The organism is Eikenella sp. NML99-0057, from assembly GCF_001648535.1.
GTDB lineage: Bacteria > Pseudomonadota > Gammaproteobacteria > Burkholderiales > Neisseriaceae > Eikenella > Eikenella exigua.
The window spans coordinates 185,834-202,099 of the sequence record NZ_LXST01000003.1 but is presented as its reverse complement, the minus strand read 5'-3'; the positions used below and the strand labels follow the sequence as shown (position 1 = coordinate 202,099).

Sequence of the window (16,266 nt, the reverse complement as noted above, 5' to 3'; positions counted from 1 at the left end):
CGAAGCTAAAATTTTCAGGTAGCCTTTTGGCTGGGCTAAATAAAACTGCTCACTTCTTGAGCCAAGCCCGTTTCAGCATCAGCCACCAATCTTTCGCGCCGAGTACAGGGCGGCGGGTGAAGACGTTGTAGTAGTTTTCCTCCAGCTTGCGCAGGATGCTTTGCCCGCCGAGGATAATCAGGCGCAGCTCGAAGCCGATGCGGCCATGCAAAGTTTTGCCCAGCGGGGAGCCGGCTTTGAGCATTTTGTGGGCGCGCTGGCATTGGTGCGCCATCAGGCGTTGGAAGGCGGCGTCGGCGCGGCCTTCGGCGATTTGCGCTTCGCTCACGCCGAATTTCTCTAAATCGTCTTGCGGCAGATAAACGCGGCCTTTCTGCCAATCCACGGCCACGTCTTGCCAGAAGTTGGTGAGTTGCAGGGCGGTACAGATGCCGTCGCTTTGGGCGAAGCTGAGTGTATCGGTGTGCCCGTAGAGATGCAGCAGCAGCCGGCCGATCGGATTGGCACTGCGGCGGGCGTAATCCACCAGCTCGCCAAAGTGCTGATAGCGGGTTTTCACCACGTCTTGGCTGAAGGCGGAAAGCAAGTGGTAGAAAGGTTCAAGCGGAAGATTGAACGGCCGGATAGCTTCGCGCTCGAGCCGCTGCATCAATTCGCTGTGCGGGGTTTGCCCGGCGGCTAGGCGGTCGAGCTCGGCGCGCAGATTATCAAGCTGGCGCAGGCGCTCTTCGTTGGGCAAATCGCCTTCGTCGGCTATATCGTCGGCAGTGCGGGCGAACGCATAAATGGCGTGCACCGGTCGGCGCAGGCGGCGCGGTAAAACCAGCGAGCCGACGGGGAAATTTTCGTAGTGTCCGACTGACACGGTGTGTCCTTGTGTTTGTTAGAATATTCGGGTTGTTCCAAATAGGAAGGAAGCGAGGCAGCGAGCCACAGGCAGCACAGCTAAATGAACCAACGCCGTATCGTTCCTATTTGGGGCGACTATACTATAGTTTTCAGGCAGCCTTTGCCATACTGTTTGCCTTTCTCAAAACAAAATGTTTTTAAATTGCTATATTTCAATTAACACTACAACACCCTCGGGTGTATAATCCAAATATATTGGATTCAATAATTTTCCACCAGATAGGAGCCCACACGATGAAACCGATTTATCTTGCCGCCTTCCTACTCACCGCTTGCGCCGCCCACCCCAACCCTGCCGACAGCGCACCACCGCCCCCCGCTGGGCCAGACCGGCCTGCACCTGCCGCCACAGCACCAAGCGCACCCGCAGCAGAACTCTCCCGCCACGGCTGGCGCATCACCCGCATCGGCCGCCACGCCGCCAACGGATCGTTGGAGTTCAACGCCAACAATCGCGTGAACGCCTCGTTCGGCTGTAACTCCCTATCCGGCCACTTCAGCCACCAAGGCCAAAATCTGCAAATCGGCGAACTCGCCACCACTCTGATGCTCTGCCCGCCGAACGTTCAGGCGCAGGAAGAGCGGCTCTCTGCCGCCTTTGCCCGCACCGCCGCCTACCGCATCAACGGCAACAGGCTGGAACTGCTCGACCGCAGGCAGCATGTTCTCCTGCAAGCCGAACCAATCCGCTCGGTACGTTAAGCCCCAATCAGGCTACCTGAAAATGGTTTTTCAGGTAGCCTGATTAACATAAGAAAAGATTAGTTAAATTCCCGCACATTGGCTATAATCTGTCTGTTGTTCCCCTTTTATTACTTTCTTAACCAGAAGGAGCATTCCATGCAGAAATTTACTCTTGCCGCCATCGCCACTCTGATGGCTGCTGCCCCCGCCTTCGCTGCACCTGCGCAGGCGGATAACTGGCTGCCCGAAGCACAAAGAATCAACCGCGAAATCGTGCGTCAACGGAGTGCCGATGCGCGAGAACTCCAGCTGTTCAACGGCAATCTGGCACAAAACCGCAGCCAAAACCACACCATTCAGCTCGAGGCCAGCAAATCCTACGTATTCTTTGCCGACTGCGACCGCCAATGCTCCAACATCGACCTCAAGCTGACCGATAGCAACGGCAAAACCATCAAAGAAGATAACGACGACGACGACAACCCCGTCATCAACAGCACTATTGCAACCAGCGGTACCTACACCCTCACCGCCAGCATGGCCAAATGCGAAGCCTCTTCCGGCTGTGCCTACAGCATCCAAGCCTTTGAAAACGGCCCTTGGCTGCCCGAAGCACAAAAAATCAACCGCGATATAGTGCACAGAAAAGACGCCCAAGCTCGTCAAATCCATCTGTTTAGCGGCCGTGCTGCTAAAGAGCAAAACCGGAGCCACCAGGTACAGCTTACCGCCGGCAAATACTACAGCTTCTTCGCCGACTGCGACTACTCTTGCAGCGACATCGACCTGACCCTAAAATCAGCCAATGGCCGCGTGGTTAAAGAAAACAGCGACGACGATGATTTCCCCATGTTCGGCTGGCGTGCTAACCGCACCGGCAGCTACACCCTCACTGTTACCATGCCGAAATGCAGCACCGAACAATGCGAATACAGCAGCCAGGTATTCATGGGCACCAAACCCGTATTCAATCGCTGAACTCGAGTGCACTTAAAGAAGGCTACCTGAAAACGAGCTCGCGAGTTTCTGCGAAGCTAAAATTTCAGGTAGCCTTTTGCCTTCCCTAACCCGTCCGAAAACACAAAGTACATAACCATAAACCAGTGATTTTAAAAATATAGGAAAGTAGAGCATTTCTCAAGTTTACATTATAATGTGTACACTTTTACTCTAATATAACCAAACAAAAGGAAGAAACATGAAAAAATTTGCCGTTTTAGGCCTGGTTACCCTAATCGCCGCCCCTGCCGCCTTGGCCGCGCCTGGCAGTTCATGGCTGCCTGAAGCCCAGCAGCTCTACAAACAAGTTATTCAGGAGAAAGATCCCGGCGCCCGCCAAGCCAACCTGTTCCAAGGCAGCGCCAAATCAGGTGAAACCAAAAACCACCAGGTTCAGCTTACCGCCGGCAAATATTACTCCTTCTTCGCCGCCTGTGACCTTGGCTGCAACAACATCGACCTGACCCTAAAATCAGCCGACGGCAGCATAATCAAAGCCGACACTGAAGAAGACGACGCCCCTATGTTCGGCTTTCGCGCCACCCATACCGGCCGCTACACTTTGAGTGTAACCATCCCCGGCTGCCAAACTGCTGGCAGTTGTAAATACAGCAGCCAAGTATTTGTTGGCAGCCGCAACATATTCAACGATTAATTATGCCAAACCATGCAAACAGGCAGGCTGCAAGCTTGCCTGTTTTTTATTGCCTTGGCTCAGGCTGCCAAATGAAAGGCTACCTGAAACTTTCAGATATAGCTAAAGCAATTATTTCTTCATATGGTGTCGGCTCGCCTTACCGTACTCTTATACTATCTGCAGCTCGCCGCCTTGTAGGGAAAAATGCGCTTCAGCCATAGCCTGTAAAAGAGGAAACCAAGTCCATCCGCTATAATCCGCCCCAACCTTGTGGAGGGACCCATCATACCCCAAACCATCGACACCATCCGCGAAATCCGCATTGCCTAGCCCGAACCCTTTGAATACAGCCAAATCAGCAGCCAGCTTCGGCAAAAACCTCTGCATCGAAGGCACAGACGAATAGCAAGTTTGCCTCAGCGACCAGCAAATTGGCAACGTCCACTTCAAAATCAGCCAAGGCCGCCAGCCTTGCTGGAAACTCAACGAACGCTTCGGCGTACCAGACATCGCTGTCAAGTGCAGCACAATCTGCGCTGACTAGCAGCACTGCCTTTTCAGCCACCTGCACGACCGCATCGTCCCTCCCCGGCTGCGTCCTCAACGTAAGCTTTGACCTGCATGACTACTTTTTAAGCCTAGACATCGATACCGACCTGCACTCCCTGCCCGCCGTCTCCCACTTCGGCGAAGCCGAACCATGCCCGACACCCCAATACCGCCCGAGTTTGGGTAGAGCAGAAACTGGACGAATTTAATCCCAGAGCAGCCGAATAGGGTTTCAGGTAGCCTTCAATCCAAACACCATTAAGGATTACAGCCTACAGTTTCAGGTAGCCCGCACCACGAATGTAGAACCTACCCGCGAGGCTACCTGAAAATATAAACACCAGGCAAAACTGCCCGAACAGGAATAAAACCCCATGCCAAACACCAACCTTATCCGCACTTTCGCCCAAACCTTCGGCCTGCCTTACACACCAGAGCCGCAAAATCTGCCTTAGCCGACAAGCGCCACCTGCATTTAGGCAAGCTGACGGATTTCTACTGCCATTATAGACAGTACATGACCGGGCGAAAATCCGTGTGCCGACTACTGGCTGGAAATGCAAACCTTGTTCCTGCAATGGCTGCCTTATGCAGGTTTGCCCGATATTTGGAACGATTGGGCGTTTGGCTGAAACAACAAGGTGAAACAATATTTGCCAATAGACGGCTGGCGCGAAAATGGGCGGTATTTGGCAACATGTTTGACGACTCGATACTGTTCGCCGACACCGCCGTGCCCGGCAGCCTCGTTTATTGGCTGATGACTGGACACGGCACCGTGGAAAACCGCCGCTTTGTTGCGCCATCCGTGGCTGTCTTAATGCAAACGCTACTGGCAATACACCCGCTTCGAACAAGAGCGGCAGGGTTTGAAGCAGCATTTTGGGGCTAATGCGGCACGAACAATTTACTTTTCCCGACACATACGCACGCATCCAATGAAGATTGGGAGTATTTAGCAGATTGGGATGGGAAAGGACCTGAAACTTTCAGGCAGCCTTTAGCACAACCAACATTGCGGGTGCAACTTACGTTTGCAGATAGCCCGTACTAACGTTGCAGGCGGATATAAAACCCACCCTTACAAATTTTCAGGAGCCATATCGGGCAGAGCGGCTTAGCATCACCCGACATAAGGCAGCAAGCCGCTACCCATTTATTCCGCTACCTGCTGCTTAACCCAACAAACAAACATATTGTCTGCATTTCCCTGCCCCATCAACAAAACCGGCGTCATAATCTCCGTTCCAAACTCAGGAACAGTGGTGTGGAAAGTATTTTCCACCCAAGAACAAAAGGCAGGTTGGGTTTGACAAAAAGTTTGTCTTTATTATGGTTGGGTGGCAACAGCAGCAAATCACCTCGGCAGATTTCATCATAACCAATAGCCAGCAGGCACAGAAAATCCAATCTGTTCCGTGCCATCGTACACAGCATATCGGAGTCCGAACCAGAGCCAAGGTAAACGATGCTGGTTGCCACACACAGCCATAAAGATCGGCCAGCCCGAAGCAGCGGTACATAGTTTTAATGATGACGGCCAGGTAGCCAGCCATTTCATATTAGTAGAAATCCGAAGGGCATGGATAAAGTTTCAGGTAGCATCTAAATGCTAGCAGCAAGAGGTTACCTGAAAATTTTTCACGTCCTATTGCATGTCGGCAATTTCGAACACTTGGCGCAGATAGGCGAGGAAGGTATTGTTATCGCCCATGGTTTTGCCGGGACTGTCGGAGAGTTTGGCTACGGATTGACCGTTGCACTCCACCAGTTTGAGCACGATGTTCAAAGGCTTGTGCCCCATGTCGTTGGTCAGGTTGGTGCCGATGCCGAAGCTGGTTTTGAAGCGGTCTTTGAAGTATTGGTGCAGCGCCCAGGCTTTTTCCAAATCGAGGCCGTCGGAGAAAGTGAGCATTTTGGTACGGCTGTCGATTTTGAGCTTTTGGTAGTGGGCGTAGGCTTTTTCGCCCCACACATAGGGATCGCCGCTGTCGTGGCGCAGACCGTCGAAGAGTTTGGCAAAATAAAGGTCGAAATCGCGCAGGAAGGCATCCATGCCCACCACGTCAGTGAGCGCAATGCCGAGGTCGCCGCGGTATTCGCGCACCCAGCTTTCCAGTGCGGCTTTTTGGAAATCGCGCAGGCGCACGTCTAAAGCTTGGAAGGCTTGCATAAATTCGTGCGCCATGGTGCCGATGGGGATGAGGCCGAGTTTTTTGGCCAGATAAACGTTGCTGGTGCCGCGCAGGCAGCTGGGGGCGGCTTGGTTCAGCGTGTGCACCACGTGTTCCTGCCAGGCGAGATTGTAACGGCGGCGTGTGCCGAAATCGGATACGAGGAAAGGCGGCTCGCCTATCTGTTGGGCAGCAGCATAGCCCCGCAACAGTTCAGCCTTAACCTGTAGACGGCGTTCGCCTTCAGCCAGCACTGCAGGAGTCTCAAGGCGGCGGGAGTAGAGTTCGTTCACAATCGCCAACACGAAAATCTCGAAAAACATGGCTTGGATAATCGGCCCTTCCACATGGACGCAGAGCCGGTTCTGCTCATCCACAGAAATTTGGATGAAGCGGCGTTTGAGCTGGAATAACTCCAAATAATCAACAAAATCGCTTTTGATAAAGCGCAGGCTGCGCAGATAGTTGAGTTCTTCGGGAGTAAGACGCAGGGTGCACAGGGCATCGAGCTCGGCTTCTAGCTCGCTGCGGATATCCACCAGCGGATACACGCATTCTTCCAGATTGCGGCAGCGGAATTCATACACGCCGTGCGCCTGTGGAAATTGGTGCAGAACTACTTGCAGCATAGTGAATTTGTAGAGGTCGGTGTCCAGCAAGGATTGGATGATGTGGTGTTGCATGGCTGCTCCGTGAAGTGAGTGAACAGAAAAGCAGTGAATGTGGTTTGGGTTTTGTAAGACGCTGGGCTTTCAGGTAGCCTGAAATTTTTGCTAACTTATTATTCTATTACATTTAAACAAATCAAACCGAGCCGGCCGTGCATAAACTATGCGCCGTAATCGGAACAATGTGTGGCATTAAAACACGTTTTACCGCTTTCAGGTAGCCTGCCGCATCGAGCGGTGGCAGTTTCGGGTATCATGACACCATTATCGTCTTTACAACACGCAAACTTATTTTTCCCAACGATTAACATGAAAAAACTCGCATTACTTTGCCTCCTGGCCACCGTCGGCACCGCCGCCGCCAACAACACCCCGCTGCCCGATTTCTCACCGGTGGCCGAAGGCCAGCACGTCGTCATCAACATCCCGCAGATGCGCCTTTTCCTGTATGAAAACGGCCAACTGAAAAACATCTATCCCGTGGCCGTGGGTAAAAACCGTACCCGCACCCCGCTGGGCAACTACAACATCGGCTCCAAAGCCTACAACCCCACTTGGGCCATCCCTGCAAGCATCCGCCGCGAGCGCGCTGCCACCGGTCTGCCCGCAATCAGCAGCATCCCGCCCGGCCCGAGCAACCCGCTGGGCCCGGTATTTGTGCGCTTGGGCCCGCCGCGCTTAGGCTTGGGTATCCACGGCACCAACGCCCCCGCCAGCGTGCCCGGCATCCGCAGCCACGGCTGCGTGCGCATGCACAGCAACAACGCGCTGCAATTCGCCCGCAGCGTGCACACCGGTGCCAACGCCGCCGTGATCTACCAGCTGGCCAGCCTCAATGCCGATGCTAACAACCACCTCTGGCTCGCCGCCTATGCCGACCCCTACCAGCAGCGCAACCTGAACACCACCGCCCTGCGCCAAAGCATCGCCGCCTGGTCGCAGGCCAACGGCCTCACCGCCAACCCAGCCCGCATCAACAGCGTTTTGCGCAGCCGCAACGGCCGCTTGGTTTGCATCACCTGCCAAAACGCCAATGCCCGCGTGCAGGGCAAATTACAATCTGTGGCCTGGCAAAACGGCGCTGCCGAGCTGAGCCGTCCGCAAGCTGTGGAAGCCTCCGAGCCCCAGCAGCAGGACGAAATCCTGCCTGAAGGCAGTGCTGTGGAAGCACTCACCGACGGTACCGGCAGCACTGAAACCCCGATTCCCGCCAGCGCCCGCCCTGCCCCGCGCCGCCGCACCGAGCCACGCGAACGCCCCCTGCCCGCCACGCCCGTGCAGCCGCAGGATATTCCGCTGTCGGACACCTTGCTGTAAGCCAAATAGAAACCTGCCGTTTTTTAGGAACGGCAGGTTTTTGGTTTCAGGTAGCCTTACTCCCACACCAAGCTACCTGAAGAATACTTATCCGTACTAACCCATAACAAGCTATAATCTTATTCTCCAGTAAATAATTCATTTAAAAAATGACACCTATAGGAATAAATTGGTCAGAAATTTTAAGCCTCATAGCAACAATTATCTCTGCTATTGCAGCATTATATATTGGCAAATTAACAAGAACATTAGCAATTGCCACTGAAAAAATGGCAGATGCTGTTTCACAGCCTCATGTCGTTGTAACCTTTATACCAAACCAATGGTCAATGAACCACTTTGATATTCATGTAGATAATACCGGCAACGCAACAGCCTATGATATCGAAATCGTATATCCACCATCACTTAAGCGAGAGATGGGATCAAATACAGATAGCTTACCTTTTAGAAAAATTAGTATATTAAAGCCTAATCAAAAACTAACCTGTTCTTTTGCAACTTATGAATACCTTTACGATTTTTCATCAATTGAAATCTTGATAAAATGGAAAAGACACCCTACTGATACCAAGCAAGAATATAATAAATATATCCTAAGCATGAATGATTATGAGGTTTTTGGAAGGTTGGGAGATACTCCAGAAATAACTATTTCAAATAGCATTAAACAGATATCTGAAACTCTAAAAAACATTAATCTTAAATTAAAACAATAGTCTCCATCTATTATCTTGTGTTATTCATAAAACACCTGCTCGCCGCCCGAACCCGCATTCAGGCAGCCTGATACAGAAAGACTAACATCATGAAACCCACCATCGCCCTAGTCGGCCGCCCCAATGTGGGCAAATCCACCCTGTTCAACCGCCTCACGCGCACCAAAGACGCGCTGGTGCACGACCTGCCCGGCCTCACGCGCGACCGCCACTACGGCCACGGCAAAGTCGGTAGCAAGCCTTATCTGGTAGTGGACACGGGCGGCTTCGAGCCCGTGGTGGACAGCGGCATTCTGCACGAAATGGCCAAGCAAACCCTGCAGGCCGTAGATGAAGCCGATGCCGTGATTTTCCTGGTGGACACACGCGCCGGCCTTACGCCGCAAGACAAAATCATCGCCGACCGACTACGCCAAAGTCCGCGCCCCGTGTATCTGGCCGTGAACAAAGGCGAAGGCGGCCGCCGCGATGTGCTGGCTGCCGAATTCTACGAACTGGCCTTGGGCGAACCACACGTGATTTCCGGCGCGCACGGCGACGGCGTGTATTATCTGATGGAAGAAGTGCTGGAAAACTTCCCCGAAGCCGCAGAAGAAGACAGCGAAGTCAAACACCCTGTGTTCGCCGTCATCGGCCGCCCTAATGTGGGTAAATCCACGCTGGTGAACGCCATTTTGGGCGAAGAGCGCGTGATTGCCTTCGATATGGCTGGCACCACCCGCGACAGCATCCATATCGACTTCGAACGCGACGGCAAGCCCTTCACCATCATCGACACCGCAGGCGTACGCCGCCGCGGCAAGGTGGAAGAAGCGGTGGAAAAATTTTCTGTCATCAAAGCCATGCAGGCAGTAGAAGCCTCCAATGTGGCCGTATTGGTGCTGGACGCGCAGCAAGACATTGCCGACCAAGACGCGACCATCGCCGGCTTCGCGCTGGAGGCCGGGCGGGCGCTGGTGGTGGCGGTAAACAAATGGGACGGCATTTCCGAAGAGCGGCGCAACGCGATTAAAAAAGACATCGAGCGCAAGCTGCACTTCCTCGATTTCGCCAAATTCCACTTCATTTCCGCCCTGAAAGAACGCGGCATCGACGGCCTGTTTGCCAGCATCCAATCGGCCTACGACGCGGCCTTCATCAAAATGCCCACGCCCAAAATCACCCGCGTATTGCAATCGGCCATCGAACGCCAGCAGCCCGCCCGCGCCGGCCTAGTGCGCCCGAAAATGCGCTATGCCCACCAAGGCGGCATGAACCCGCCCGTGATCGTGATTCACGGCAATTCGCTGCAACACGTGGCCGACAGCTACACCCGCTACCTCACACAAACCTTCCGCAAAGCCTTCAACCTGCAAGGCACGCCGCTGCGCATCCAATACAATATTTCCGACAACCCCTACGAAGATACGGCGGAAAAAACCAAAAACAAACCCCTGCGCCGCACCACCTTGAGCAACCGCATCGCCAAACGCGACGAAAAAGCCCGCAGCAAAGCCAAAACCAAAAAACGCCAAGTGAGCGTGAAAAAACGGCAAGGCCAATCTTAAAATTAAAAGGCTACCTGAAAACTTTCAGGTAGCCCCACCTAGAAACCAAACATTATGCCTACCCCGCAAAACATCATCGTCGGCCTGTCCGGCGGCGTCGATTCCTCCGTAACCGCCCACCTGCTCAAGCAGCAGGGACACCAAGTGCACGGCGTGTTCATGCAAAACTGGGAAGACGACGACAACGACGAATACTGCAGCATCAAGCAGGATTCTTTCGACGCCATCGCCGTGGCCGACATCATCGGCATCGACATCGACATCGTCAATTTCGCCGCCCAATACAAAGACAAAGTATTCGCCTACTTCCTGCAAGAATACCAAGCCGGCCGCACCCCCAACCCCGACGTGCTGTGCAACGCCGAAATCAAATTCAAATGCTTTTTGGATTACGCCATCGAGCAAGGCGCCGAAGCCATCGCCACCGGCCACTACGCCCGCAAAGAAGTGCGCAACGGCAAGCATTACCTGCTCAAAGGCTTGGATGCCAACAAAGACCAAAGCTACTTCCTCTACCGCCTTCAGCCCTCCCAGCTCGAACGCGCCCTCTTCCCGCTCGGCCACTTGGAAAAGCCCAAAGTGCGCCGCATTGCCGCCGAAGCCGGCCTGCCCACCGCTGCCAAAAAAGACAGCACCGGCATCTGCTTCATCGGCGAGCGCCCCTTCCGCGAGTTTCTGCAAAAATACCTGCCCACCAGCGAAGGCGATATGGTTACGCCCGAAGGCAAAGTCGTGGGCAAACACGTCGGCCTGATGTTCTACACCCTCGGCCAGCGCAAAGGCTTAGGCATCGGCGGCGCAGGCGAGCCGTGGTTTGTGGCCGGCAAAGATTTGGCCGCCAACCGCTTAATCGTGGTGCAAGGCCACCAACACCCGCTATTATTTTCAGGTAGCCTCACCATGAGCCAATTAAGCTGGACGCTGCCTAAAAACCCCGGCGAAGCACACGGCAGCCGCCCACCCGAAGGCCGCTACACCTGCAAAACCCGCTACCGCATGGCCGATGCGCCCTGCCAACTGCGCTATTTGGGTGATGACTCTGCCGAGCTGGTATTCGACGCGCCGCAATGGGCGGTTACCCCCGGCCAATCCGCCGTGCTGTATGATGGCGACGTCTGTCTGGGCGGCGGCATTATCGACCAAGCCGGCGCAGGCGTTTAACCCCTTTAAACCAAACATAAAACCCAGCAACACAAACCTTAAAGGCTACCTGAAAGCACAGTGCGGCAAGTTGCTGCGAAGCTGAATTTTCAGGTAGCCCCTATCAGGAGACCAAATTGGAAAAAATCTGGCTGCAAAGCTATCAGGAAGGTGTACGCCCCGAAATCGACGTGCGCCGCTACAGCTCAATCTGCGAAGTATTCCACGAAACCGCCTACCTCTATGGCAAGCGCTCCGGCTTCACCAACTTCGGCAAGGTGCAAACCTATGCCCAAACTGCGCGCCTGGCCGAGCAGTTCGCCTCCTATCTGCAAAACGTACTCAAGCTGGAAAAAGGCAGCCGCGTGGCCGTGATGCTGCCCAATCTGTTGCAATACCCCGTGGCCGTATTCGGCATTTTGCAGGCCGGCGGCATCGTGGTGAACGTAAACCCGCTCTACACCCCGCGCGAATTGCAACACCAGCTGAAAGACAGCGGCGCCACCACCATCCTGGTGTTGGAAAACTTTGCCCACACGCTGGCCGAAGTGGTGGCCGAAACCGATGTGAAACACATTATCCTCGCCTCGGTGGGCGATTTGCTCGGCTTCTTCAAAGGCGGCCTGATGAATCTGATTGTGCGCCATGTGAAAAAAATGGTGCCGCCCTACGATCTGCCCCACTTCGTGCGCTTCAACCACGCACTCAAGCAAGGCGCGGCGCACATCTTCCATCCCGTGCCGGTTACGCTCGAAGACACCGCCTTTCTGCAATACACCGGCGGCACCACCGGCGTATCCAAAGGCGCCATCCTCTCGCACGGCAATATCTGCGCCAATATGCTGCAGGCCGAAGAGTGGATTCAATCCAACCTTACTGTCGAGGGCGAACTGGTGGTAACCGCGCTGCCGATGTACCACGTGTTCGCGCTCACGGTAAACCTGATGATCTTCACCCGCATCGGCGCGCAAAACCTGCTCATCACCAACCCGCGCGATATTAAATTTTTCATCAAAGAACTGAAAAAATATCGCGTGAGCGTGCTGCCCGCCGTAAACACTCTGTTCAATGCCCTGCTCCACCATCCCGATTTTCAAAGCGTGGATTTCTCCAGCTGGAAACTGTGCCTGGGCGGCGGCATGGCGGTGCAAGAAAACGTGGCCGAACAATGGAAAGCGCTCACCGGCCAGCCGATTGTGGAAGTGTACGGCCTCACCGAAGCCAGTCCCGGCGTATGCGCCAACCCGCTGAACATCAGCGACTACAATGGCACCGTAGGCCTGCCCATCTCCAACACCGAGGTAGAAATCCGTGACAGTGAAGGAAACGAAGTGCCACTGGGCGAAATCGGTGAATTGTATATTAAAGGCCCGCAAATCATGCAGAGCTACTGGCAACACCCTGAAGAAACCGCCGCTGTGCTGGACGAGCGCGGCTTCCTCGCTACCGGCGATATAGTGAAAATGAACGAACAAGGCTTCATCAAACTAGTGGATCGCAAAAAAGACATGATTGTGGTATCCGGCTTCAATGTGTATCCAAACGAAGTGGAAGAAGTGGTGGCGAAACACCCGATGGTGCTGGAAGCCGCCTGTATCGGCGTGCCCAGCAACAAAACCGGCGAAGCCCTGCGGCTTTTCGTGGTGAAAAAAGACCCGGCACTCACCCGCGAAGAAATCATCGCCTTCTGCCGCACCCAGCTCACCGCTTATAAAGTGCCAAAAGACATTCAGTTCCGCGACGAGCTGCCTAAATCCAACGTGGGCAAAATCCTGCGCCGCGAGCTGCGGGAAGAGAAACAGTAGTTGGCAGCAAGGCAAAAAATGGGCAGCTCGGTCTACACCAGCTGCCTATTTTTTGTAAACCACAGTAAAGCAAAATTAAGCTTCAACAATTCCGCTCAGCATACCAAAGGCTAGTTGAAACCACCACCTCGTTTTCCAGGTAGCCTTCCCTATAGCTGAAACAATTATTTTTGCATACAAGGCGGTGAGCTGAAGACAGTACAGGAGTATGGAGAAGCGAACCAACGCAGCATGAAGAAATAATTGCTTTAAATATACAGAAATCTTATAAAAATAAACCACTAGAATAAGGTAAAGGAAAACGCTTCTACTCTGCTATTTCAGCAACACCATTCCATGTAGTAGAATCAATTCCTATTTTGTTTACTATCTGCCAATAAATAAAGTCTATGTCTGCTGCCACCACCCCACAAACCATCAAAACCATCCGCTGGCCGTCGAAAGAAGCTGCGCCGCAAGCCTTTCCCGAAAGGCAGGCGTTGATGCCGATTTGGGGCGGCGTGCCCGTGCCGATGCCGCAATGGCAGAAACTGTGGCAAAGCCAAATCGCCCATTCGCTCAATGAAGACGGCCTGGCCTACCTCCACATCCCCTTCTGTGCCAACCACTGCGTGTTCTGCGGTTTCTACCGTAACGCCTGGAAAGAAGAGCATGGCGGCGCGTATGTGGACAAAGTGATTGATGAGCTGGCCGCTGAAGCCGAACAGCGCAGCGGCAGCGGCAAAATCCAAGCCGTGTATTTCGGCGGCGGCACGCCCACCGCGCTCGACACGCCCGACCTAGTTCGCCTCATCCGCGCCTGCTACCAATACCTGCCGCTGGCCGACGATTGCGAATTCACCCTTGAAGGCCGCATGAGCCATTTCGGGCTCGACAAAGCCCGCGCCGCCGTTGAAGCCGGCGTGAACCGCATTTCCATCGGCATTCAAACCTTCAACACCACCATCCGCCGCCGCCTTGGCCGTAAACACAGCGGCGAAGAAGCCTATGGCTACCTGAAAGAACTGTGCGGCCTCGATGCTGTGATTGTGGCCGACCTGATTTTCGGCCTGCCCGGCCAAACCGATGAAATTTGGGCGCACGACATCGAACGCGCCGCCGGCCTGCCCCTGTCGGGCCTCGACACCTACGCCTTCAACTGCTACCCCTTCCTGCCCATCAACCGCATGATTGAAAAAGGCGCATTCCCGCCGCTGTTCGGTTTTGATGTGCAATCCCAACACTACGCCTACGCCGTGCGCGAACTGGCGCGGCTCGGCTGGCAGCAAGTGAGCAACAACCATTTCGCCTATCCCGGCCGCGGCGAGCGCAACCGCTACAACACCCTCGTCAAATCCAATATGCCCTGCCTCGCCTTCGGTTCCGGCGCAGGCGGCAACTTCGGCGGCTTCAGCTACCAAGTGCAGAGCGACCTAAAAGGCTACCTGAAAGCCCCTGCCGGCCAAAAAGCCCTCTCCTTCATGAGCCGCCACGGCCGACACAAAACCCTGCTCGGCCAAGTGCAGCACGACATCGAACTCGGCCGCATCGACACCACCCTGTTTGCCGACAACGCCGAAGCGCAAACCCTACTGCGCCAATGGCAGCAAGCCGAGCTCCTAACCATCCACGAGAACGGCCAGGCCATTCTCAACACCAGCGGCCGCTACTGGTCGCCCACCCTCACCCGTAAACTGATGATATCCCTCCCACCTGATGAAAAGGAAAGCACTATGCAAAAACTCTCTACCGAACAGCAAACCGTATTGCGCAACTCTCTGGCCGAAAAACCCGGCCAAATCCTCGAAATGCTTGCCGGCCAGCACCAATGCAGCTTTGAAGACGTGATCAACTGCCTGCCTGCACAGCTCATCAAGAAAACCGAAGGCAACCGCTTTGTCGAAATCATGCAAGCCCTTGCCGGCTGGGACGAAGCCGTTACCTTCATCGCCCACACCCCCGACGTGATTGCCGAAGTAACCGGGAAAATCCCCAACGGTAAAGTCGGCCGCGGCTTCTACAACTTCGAACATGCCGAAGAAGGCGGCATCCACGGCCACATTTATTATGAAAACTGCGCCGCCATCTACCTGATCGAACGCCCCTTCATGGGCAAAGACACCGTGTCGCTCAACTTCGTCAACCGCAACGGCGGCGCCATGTTCAAAATCTTCGTCGGCCGCGATGAAGCCGGCGAACTCAAACAAAACCAAATCCAAGCCATGCGCGCCCTGTTCGCCTAAACCCACCCGGATAGTTTGAAGGCTACCTGGAAATGCAGTCTTCACATAGTGAAGGCGTAGTTTCTGTGAAGCTAAAACCAAAAGGCAGCCTGCACTCTTGCCGGAATATTTATCCGCGCAAACCTCCCAACCATTTCCCCACAGGAGCACCACCATGCTGATGATATTCGGCGCCAACGGCTCCAGCGGCCGCCAACTCATCCAACGGCTTCCCAACCCCCAAGCTGCTGTAGCCGCATTAAGGCTACCTGAAACCGATGACTTCTTCGCCCGACACCACATCCGCACCACCGTTGCCGACGCACTCGACGCAGAAGCCGTCGCCCAAGCCATACAGCAATACCGGCCCGACACCGTCGTCAGCTTTGTCGGCGGCAAAAACGAACAAGGCATCCGCAGCGACGCCACCGGCAACATCCACATCATCCGCGCCCTCGAACAGCACGCCCCCCAAGCCTACCTCATCCTCGTTACCAGCATGGGCTGTGGCAAACAATACGCGCTGATGAGTGACATGTTCAAACAAGCTCTGGGCGAAGCCGTGGCCGCCAAAACCGAAGCCGAAAACGCCCTGCGCCAAAGCCCCCTCGCCTGGACCATCCTGCGCCCCTGCGGCCTTGCCAACGGCGACGACACCACCTATCAGCTGCACGAACAGCTCCCCGCCATCCCCCGCCAATACATGACCCGCACCGCCCTCGCCACCGCCGTGCGCCAAATCATCGATGAAGACGGGCATGATGGTAAGGTGTATTCGGTGACTTCCGGGGAAGCCGCTTAAACCATCCAGCCAAAACCAACGGGCAAACCGCTTCCAAATAGCAGTTTGCCCGTTATTTCAGGCTACCTGAAAACCAGATGGAACTTTCAGGTAGCCTCAAGCACAATAAGGGCTA

At 54.5% G+C, this 16,266-nt stretch carries 15 protein-coding genes; 12 read left to right on the top strand and 3 right to left on the bottom strand.

Annotation, left to right across the window (positions count from 1 at the left end; genetic code table 11):
• Positions 1-49: 49 nt before the first annotated feature.
• On the bottom strand, positions 50-865 hold the full coding sequence (gene hpnC, locus A7Q03_RS05840) for a squalene synthase HpnC (protein ID WP_067448138.1): 816 nt from the start codon (positions 863-865) through the stop codon (positions 50-52).
• Positions 866-1,143: 278 nt separating this feature from the next.
• Here hpnC and A7Q03_RS05835 point away from each other — a divergent pair, with 278 nt between their 5' ends.
• The 5 genes from A7Q03_RS05835 to A7Q03_RS10600 all read left to right on the top strand — a co-directional run bounded on the left by A7Q03_RS05835 (position 1,144) and on the right by A7Q03_RS10600 (position 4,670).
• Positions 1,144-1,611 (top strand): META domain-containing protein, encoded by a 468-nt coding sequence (locus tag A7Q03_RS05835; RefSeq protein ID WP_067441286.1) that lies wholly within the window; start codon positions 1,144-1,146, stop codon positions 1,609-1,611.
• Between the two features lie 138 nt (positions 1,612-1,749).
• Positions 1,750-2,571, top strand: a complete 822-nt coding sequence (locus tag A7Q03_RS09840; protein ID WP_082880700.1) for a hypothetical protein — start codon at positions 1,750-1,752, stop codon at positions 2,569-2,571.
• Positions 2,572-2,791: 220 nt separating this feature from the next.
• The gene (locus tag A7Q03_RS05825; RefSeq protein ID WP_067448136.1) at positions 2,792-3,247 is read left to right on the top strand and encodes a hypothetical protein; all 456 of its coding nucleotides are present in this window, start codon (positions 2,792-2,794) and stop codon (positions 3,245-3,247) included.
• 412 nt (positions 3,248-3,659) lie between these two features.
• Complete coding sequence (locus tag A7Q03_RS10850; RefSeq protein ID WP_369799509.1) at positions 3,660-3,773, top strand: MOSC domain-containing protein; 114 nt, start codon at positions 3,660-3,662, stop codon at positions 3,771-3,773.
• Positions 3,774-4,475: 702 nt separating this feature from the next.
• The gene (locus A7Q03_RS10600; protein ID WP_231863742.1) at positions 4,476-4,670 is read left to right on the top strand and encodes a hypothetical protein; all 195 of its coding nucleotides are present in this window, start codon (positions 4,476-4,478) and stop codon (positions 4,668-4,670) included.
• Between the two features lie 341 nt (positions 4,671-5,011).
• Here the strand turns inward: A7Q03_RS10600 and A7Q03_RS10185 are convergent, their stop codons facing one another.
• Positions 5,012-5,260, bottom strand: a complete 249-nt coding sequence (locus A7Q03_RS10185) for a hypothetical protein (RefSeq protein ID WP_153705692.1) — start codon at positions 5,258-5,260, stop codon at positions 5,012-5,014.
• A 166-nt stretch (positions 5,261-5,426) separates the two neighbouring features.
• A complete protein-coding gene (pncB, locus tag A7Q03_RS05805; RefSeq protein ID WP_067448130.1) occupies positions 5,427-6,635 on the bottom strand; it encodes a nicotinate phosphoribosyltransferase in 1,209 nt (402 codons plus the stop codon).
• Positions 6,636-6,929: 294 nt separating this feature from the next.
• Here pncB and A7Q03_RS05800 point away from each other — a divergent pair, with 294 nt between their 5' ends.
• The 7 genes from A7Q03_RS05800 to A7Q03_RS05775 all read left to right on the top strand — a co-directional run bounded on the left by A7Q03_RS05800 (position 6,930) and on the right by A7Q03_RS05775 (position 16,151).
• Positions 6,930-7,937: a L,D-transpeptidase gene (locus tag A7Q03_RS05800; protein WP_067448128.1), complete on the top strand. Its 1,008-nt coding sequence runs from the start codon at positions 6,930-6,932 to the stop codon at positions 7,935-7,937.
• Between the two features lie 149 nt (positions 7,938-8,086).
• A complete protein-coding gene (locus A7Q03_RS10180; RefSeq protein WP_153705541.1) occupies positions 8,087-8,656 on the top strand; it encodes a hypothetical protein in 570 nt (189 codons plus the stop codon).
• 89 nt (positions 8,657-8,745) lie between these two features.
• Positions 8,746-10,203 carry a ribosome biogenesis GTPase Der gene (gene der / locus A7Q03_RS05795; RefSeq protein WP_067448126.1) on the top strand — a complete coding sequence of 486 codons (1,458 nt, stop codon included), beginning with the start codon at positions 8,746-8,748 and terminating at the stop codon, positions 10,201-10,203.
• A 54-nt stretch (positions 10,204-10,257) separates the two neighbouring features.
• A complete protein-coding gene (gene mnmA, locus A7Q03_RS05790; RefSeq protein WP_067448124.1) occupies positions 10,258-11,364 on the top strand; it encodes a tRNA 2-thiouridine(34) synthase MnmA in 1,107 nt (368 codons plus the stop codon).
• Between the two features lie 116 nt (positions 11,365-11,480).
• Complete coding sequence (locus tag A7Q03_RS05785; protein ID WP_067448122.1) at positions 11,481-13,148, top strand: AMP-binding protein; 1,668 nt, start codon at positions 11,481-11,483, stop codon at positions 13,146-13,148.
• Between the two features lie 389 nt (positions 13,149-13,537).
• Positions 13,538-15,370 (top strand): heme anaerobic degradation radical SAM methyltransferase ChuW/HutW, encoded by a 1,833-nt coding sequence (gene hutW / locus A7Q03_RS05780; protein ID WP_067448120.1) that lies wholly within the window; start codon positions 13,538-13,540, stop codon positions 15,368-15,370.
• Positions 15,371-15,524: 154 nt separating this feature from the next.
• Positions 15,525-16,151: an NAD(P)-dependent oxidoreductase gene (locus A7Q03_RS05775; RefSeq protein ID WP_067448118.1), complete on the top strand. Its 627-nt coding sequence runs from the start codon at positions 15,525-15,527 to the stop codon at positions 16,149-16,151.
• Positions 16,152-16,266: the final 115 nt, after the last annotated feature.

What these genes read in the sequence shown, in the direction of transcription:
- A7Q03_RS05835 (WP_067441286.1), top strand. Translation starts at nt 1,144, where the DNA reads ATGAAACCGATTTATCTTGCCGCCTTCCTACTCACCGCTTGCGCCGCC.
- A7Q03_RS09840 (WP_082880700.1), top strand. Translation starts at nt 1,750, where the DNA reads ATGCAGAAATTTACTCTTGCCGCCATCGCCACTCTGATGGCTGCTGCC.
- A7Q03_RS05825 (WP_067448136.1), top strand. Translation starts at nt 2,792, where the DNA reads ATGAAAAAATTTGCCGTTTTAGGCCTGGTTACCCTAATCGCCGCCCCT.
- A7Q03_RS10600 (WP_231863742.1), top strand. Translation starts at nt 4,476, where the DNA reads ATGTTTGACGACTCGATACTGTTCGCCGACACCGCCGTGCCCGGCAGC.
- pncB (WP_067448130.1), bottom strand. Translation starts at nt 6,635, where the DNA reads ATGCAACACCACATCATCCAATCCTTGCTGGACACCGACCTCTACAAA.
- A7Q03_RS05800 (WP_067448128.1), top strand. Translation starts at nt 6,930, where the DNA reads ATGAAAAAACTCGCATTACTTTGCCTCCTGGCCACCGTCGGCACCGCC.
- A7Q03_RS10180 (WP_153705541.1), top strand. Translation starts at nt 8,087, where the DNA reads ATGACACCTATAGGAATAAATTGGTCAGAAATTTTAAGCCTCATAGCA.
- der (WP_067448126.1), top strand. Translation starts at nt 8,746, where the DNA reads ATGAAACCCACCATCGCCCTAGTCGGCCGCCCCAATGTGGGCAAATCC.
- mnmA (WP_067448124.1), top strand. Translation starts at nt 10,258, where the DNA reads ATGCCTACCCCGCAAAACATCATCGTCGGCCTGTCCGGCGGCGTCGAT.
- hutW (WP_067448120.1), top strand. Translation starts at nt 13,538, where the DNA reads ATGTCTGCTGCCACCACCCCACAAACCATCAAAACCATCCGCTGGCCG.
- A7Q03_RS05775 (WP_067448118.1), top strand. Translation starts at nt 15,525, where the DNA reads ATGCTGATGATATTCGGCGCCAACGGCTCCAGCGGCCGCCAACTCATC.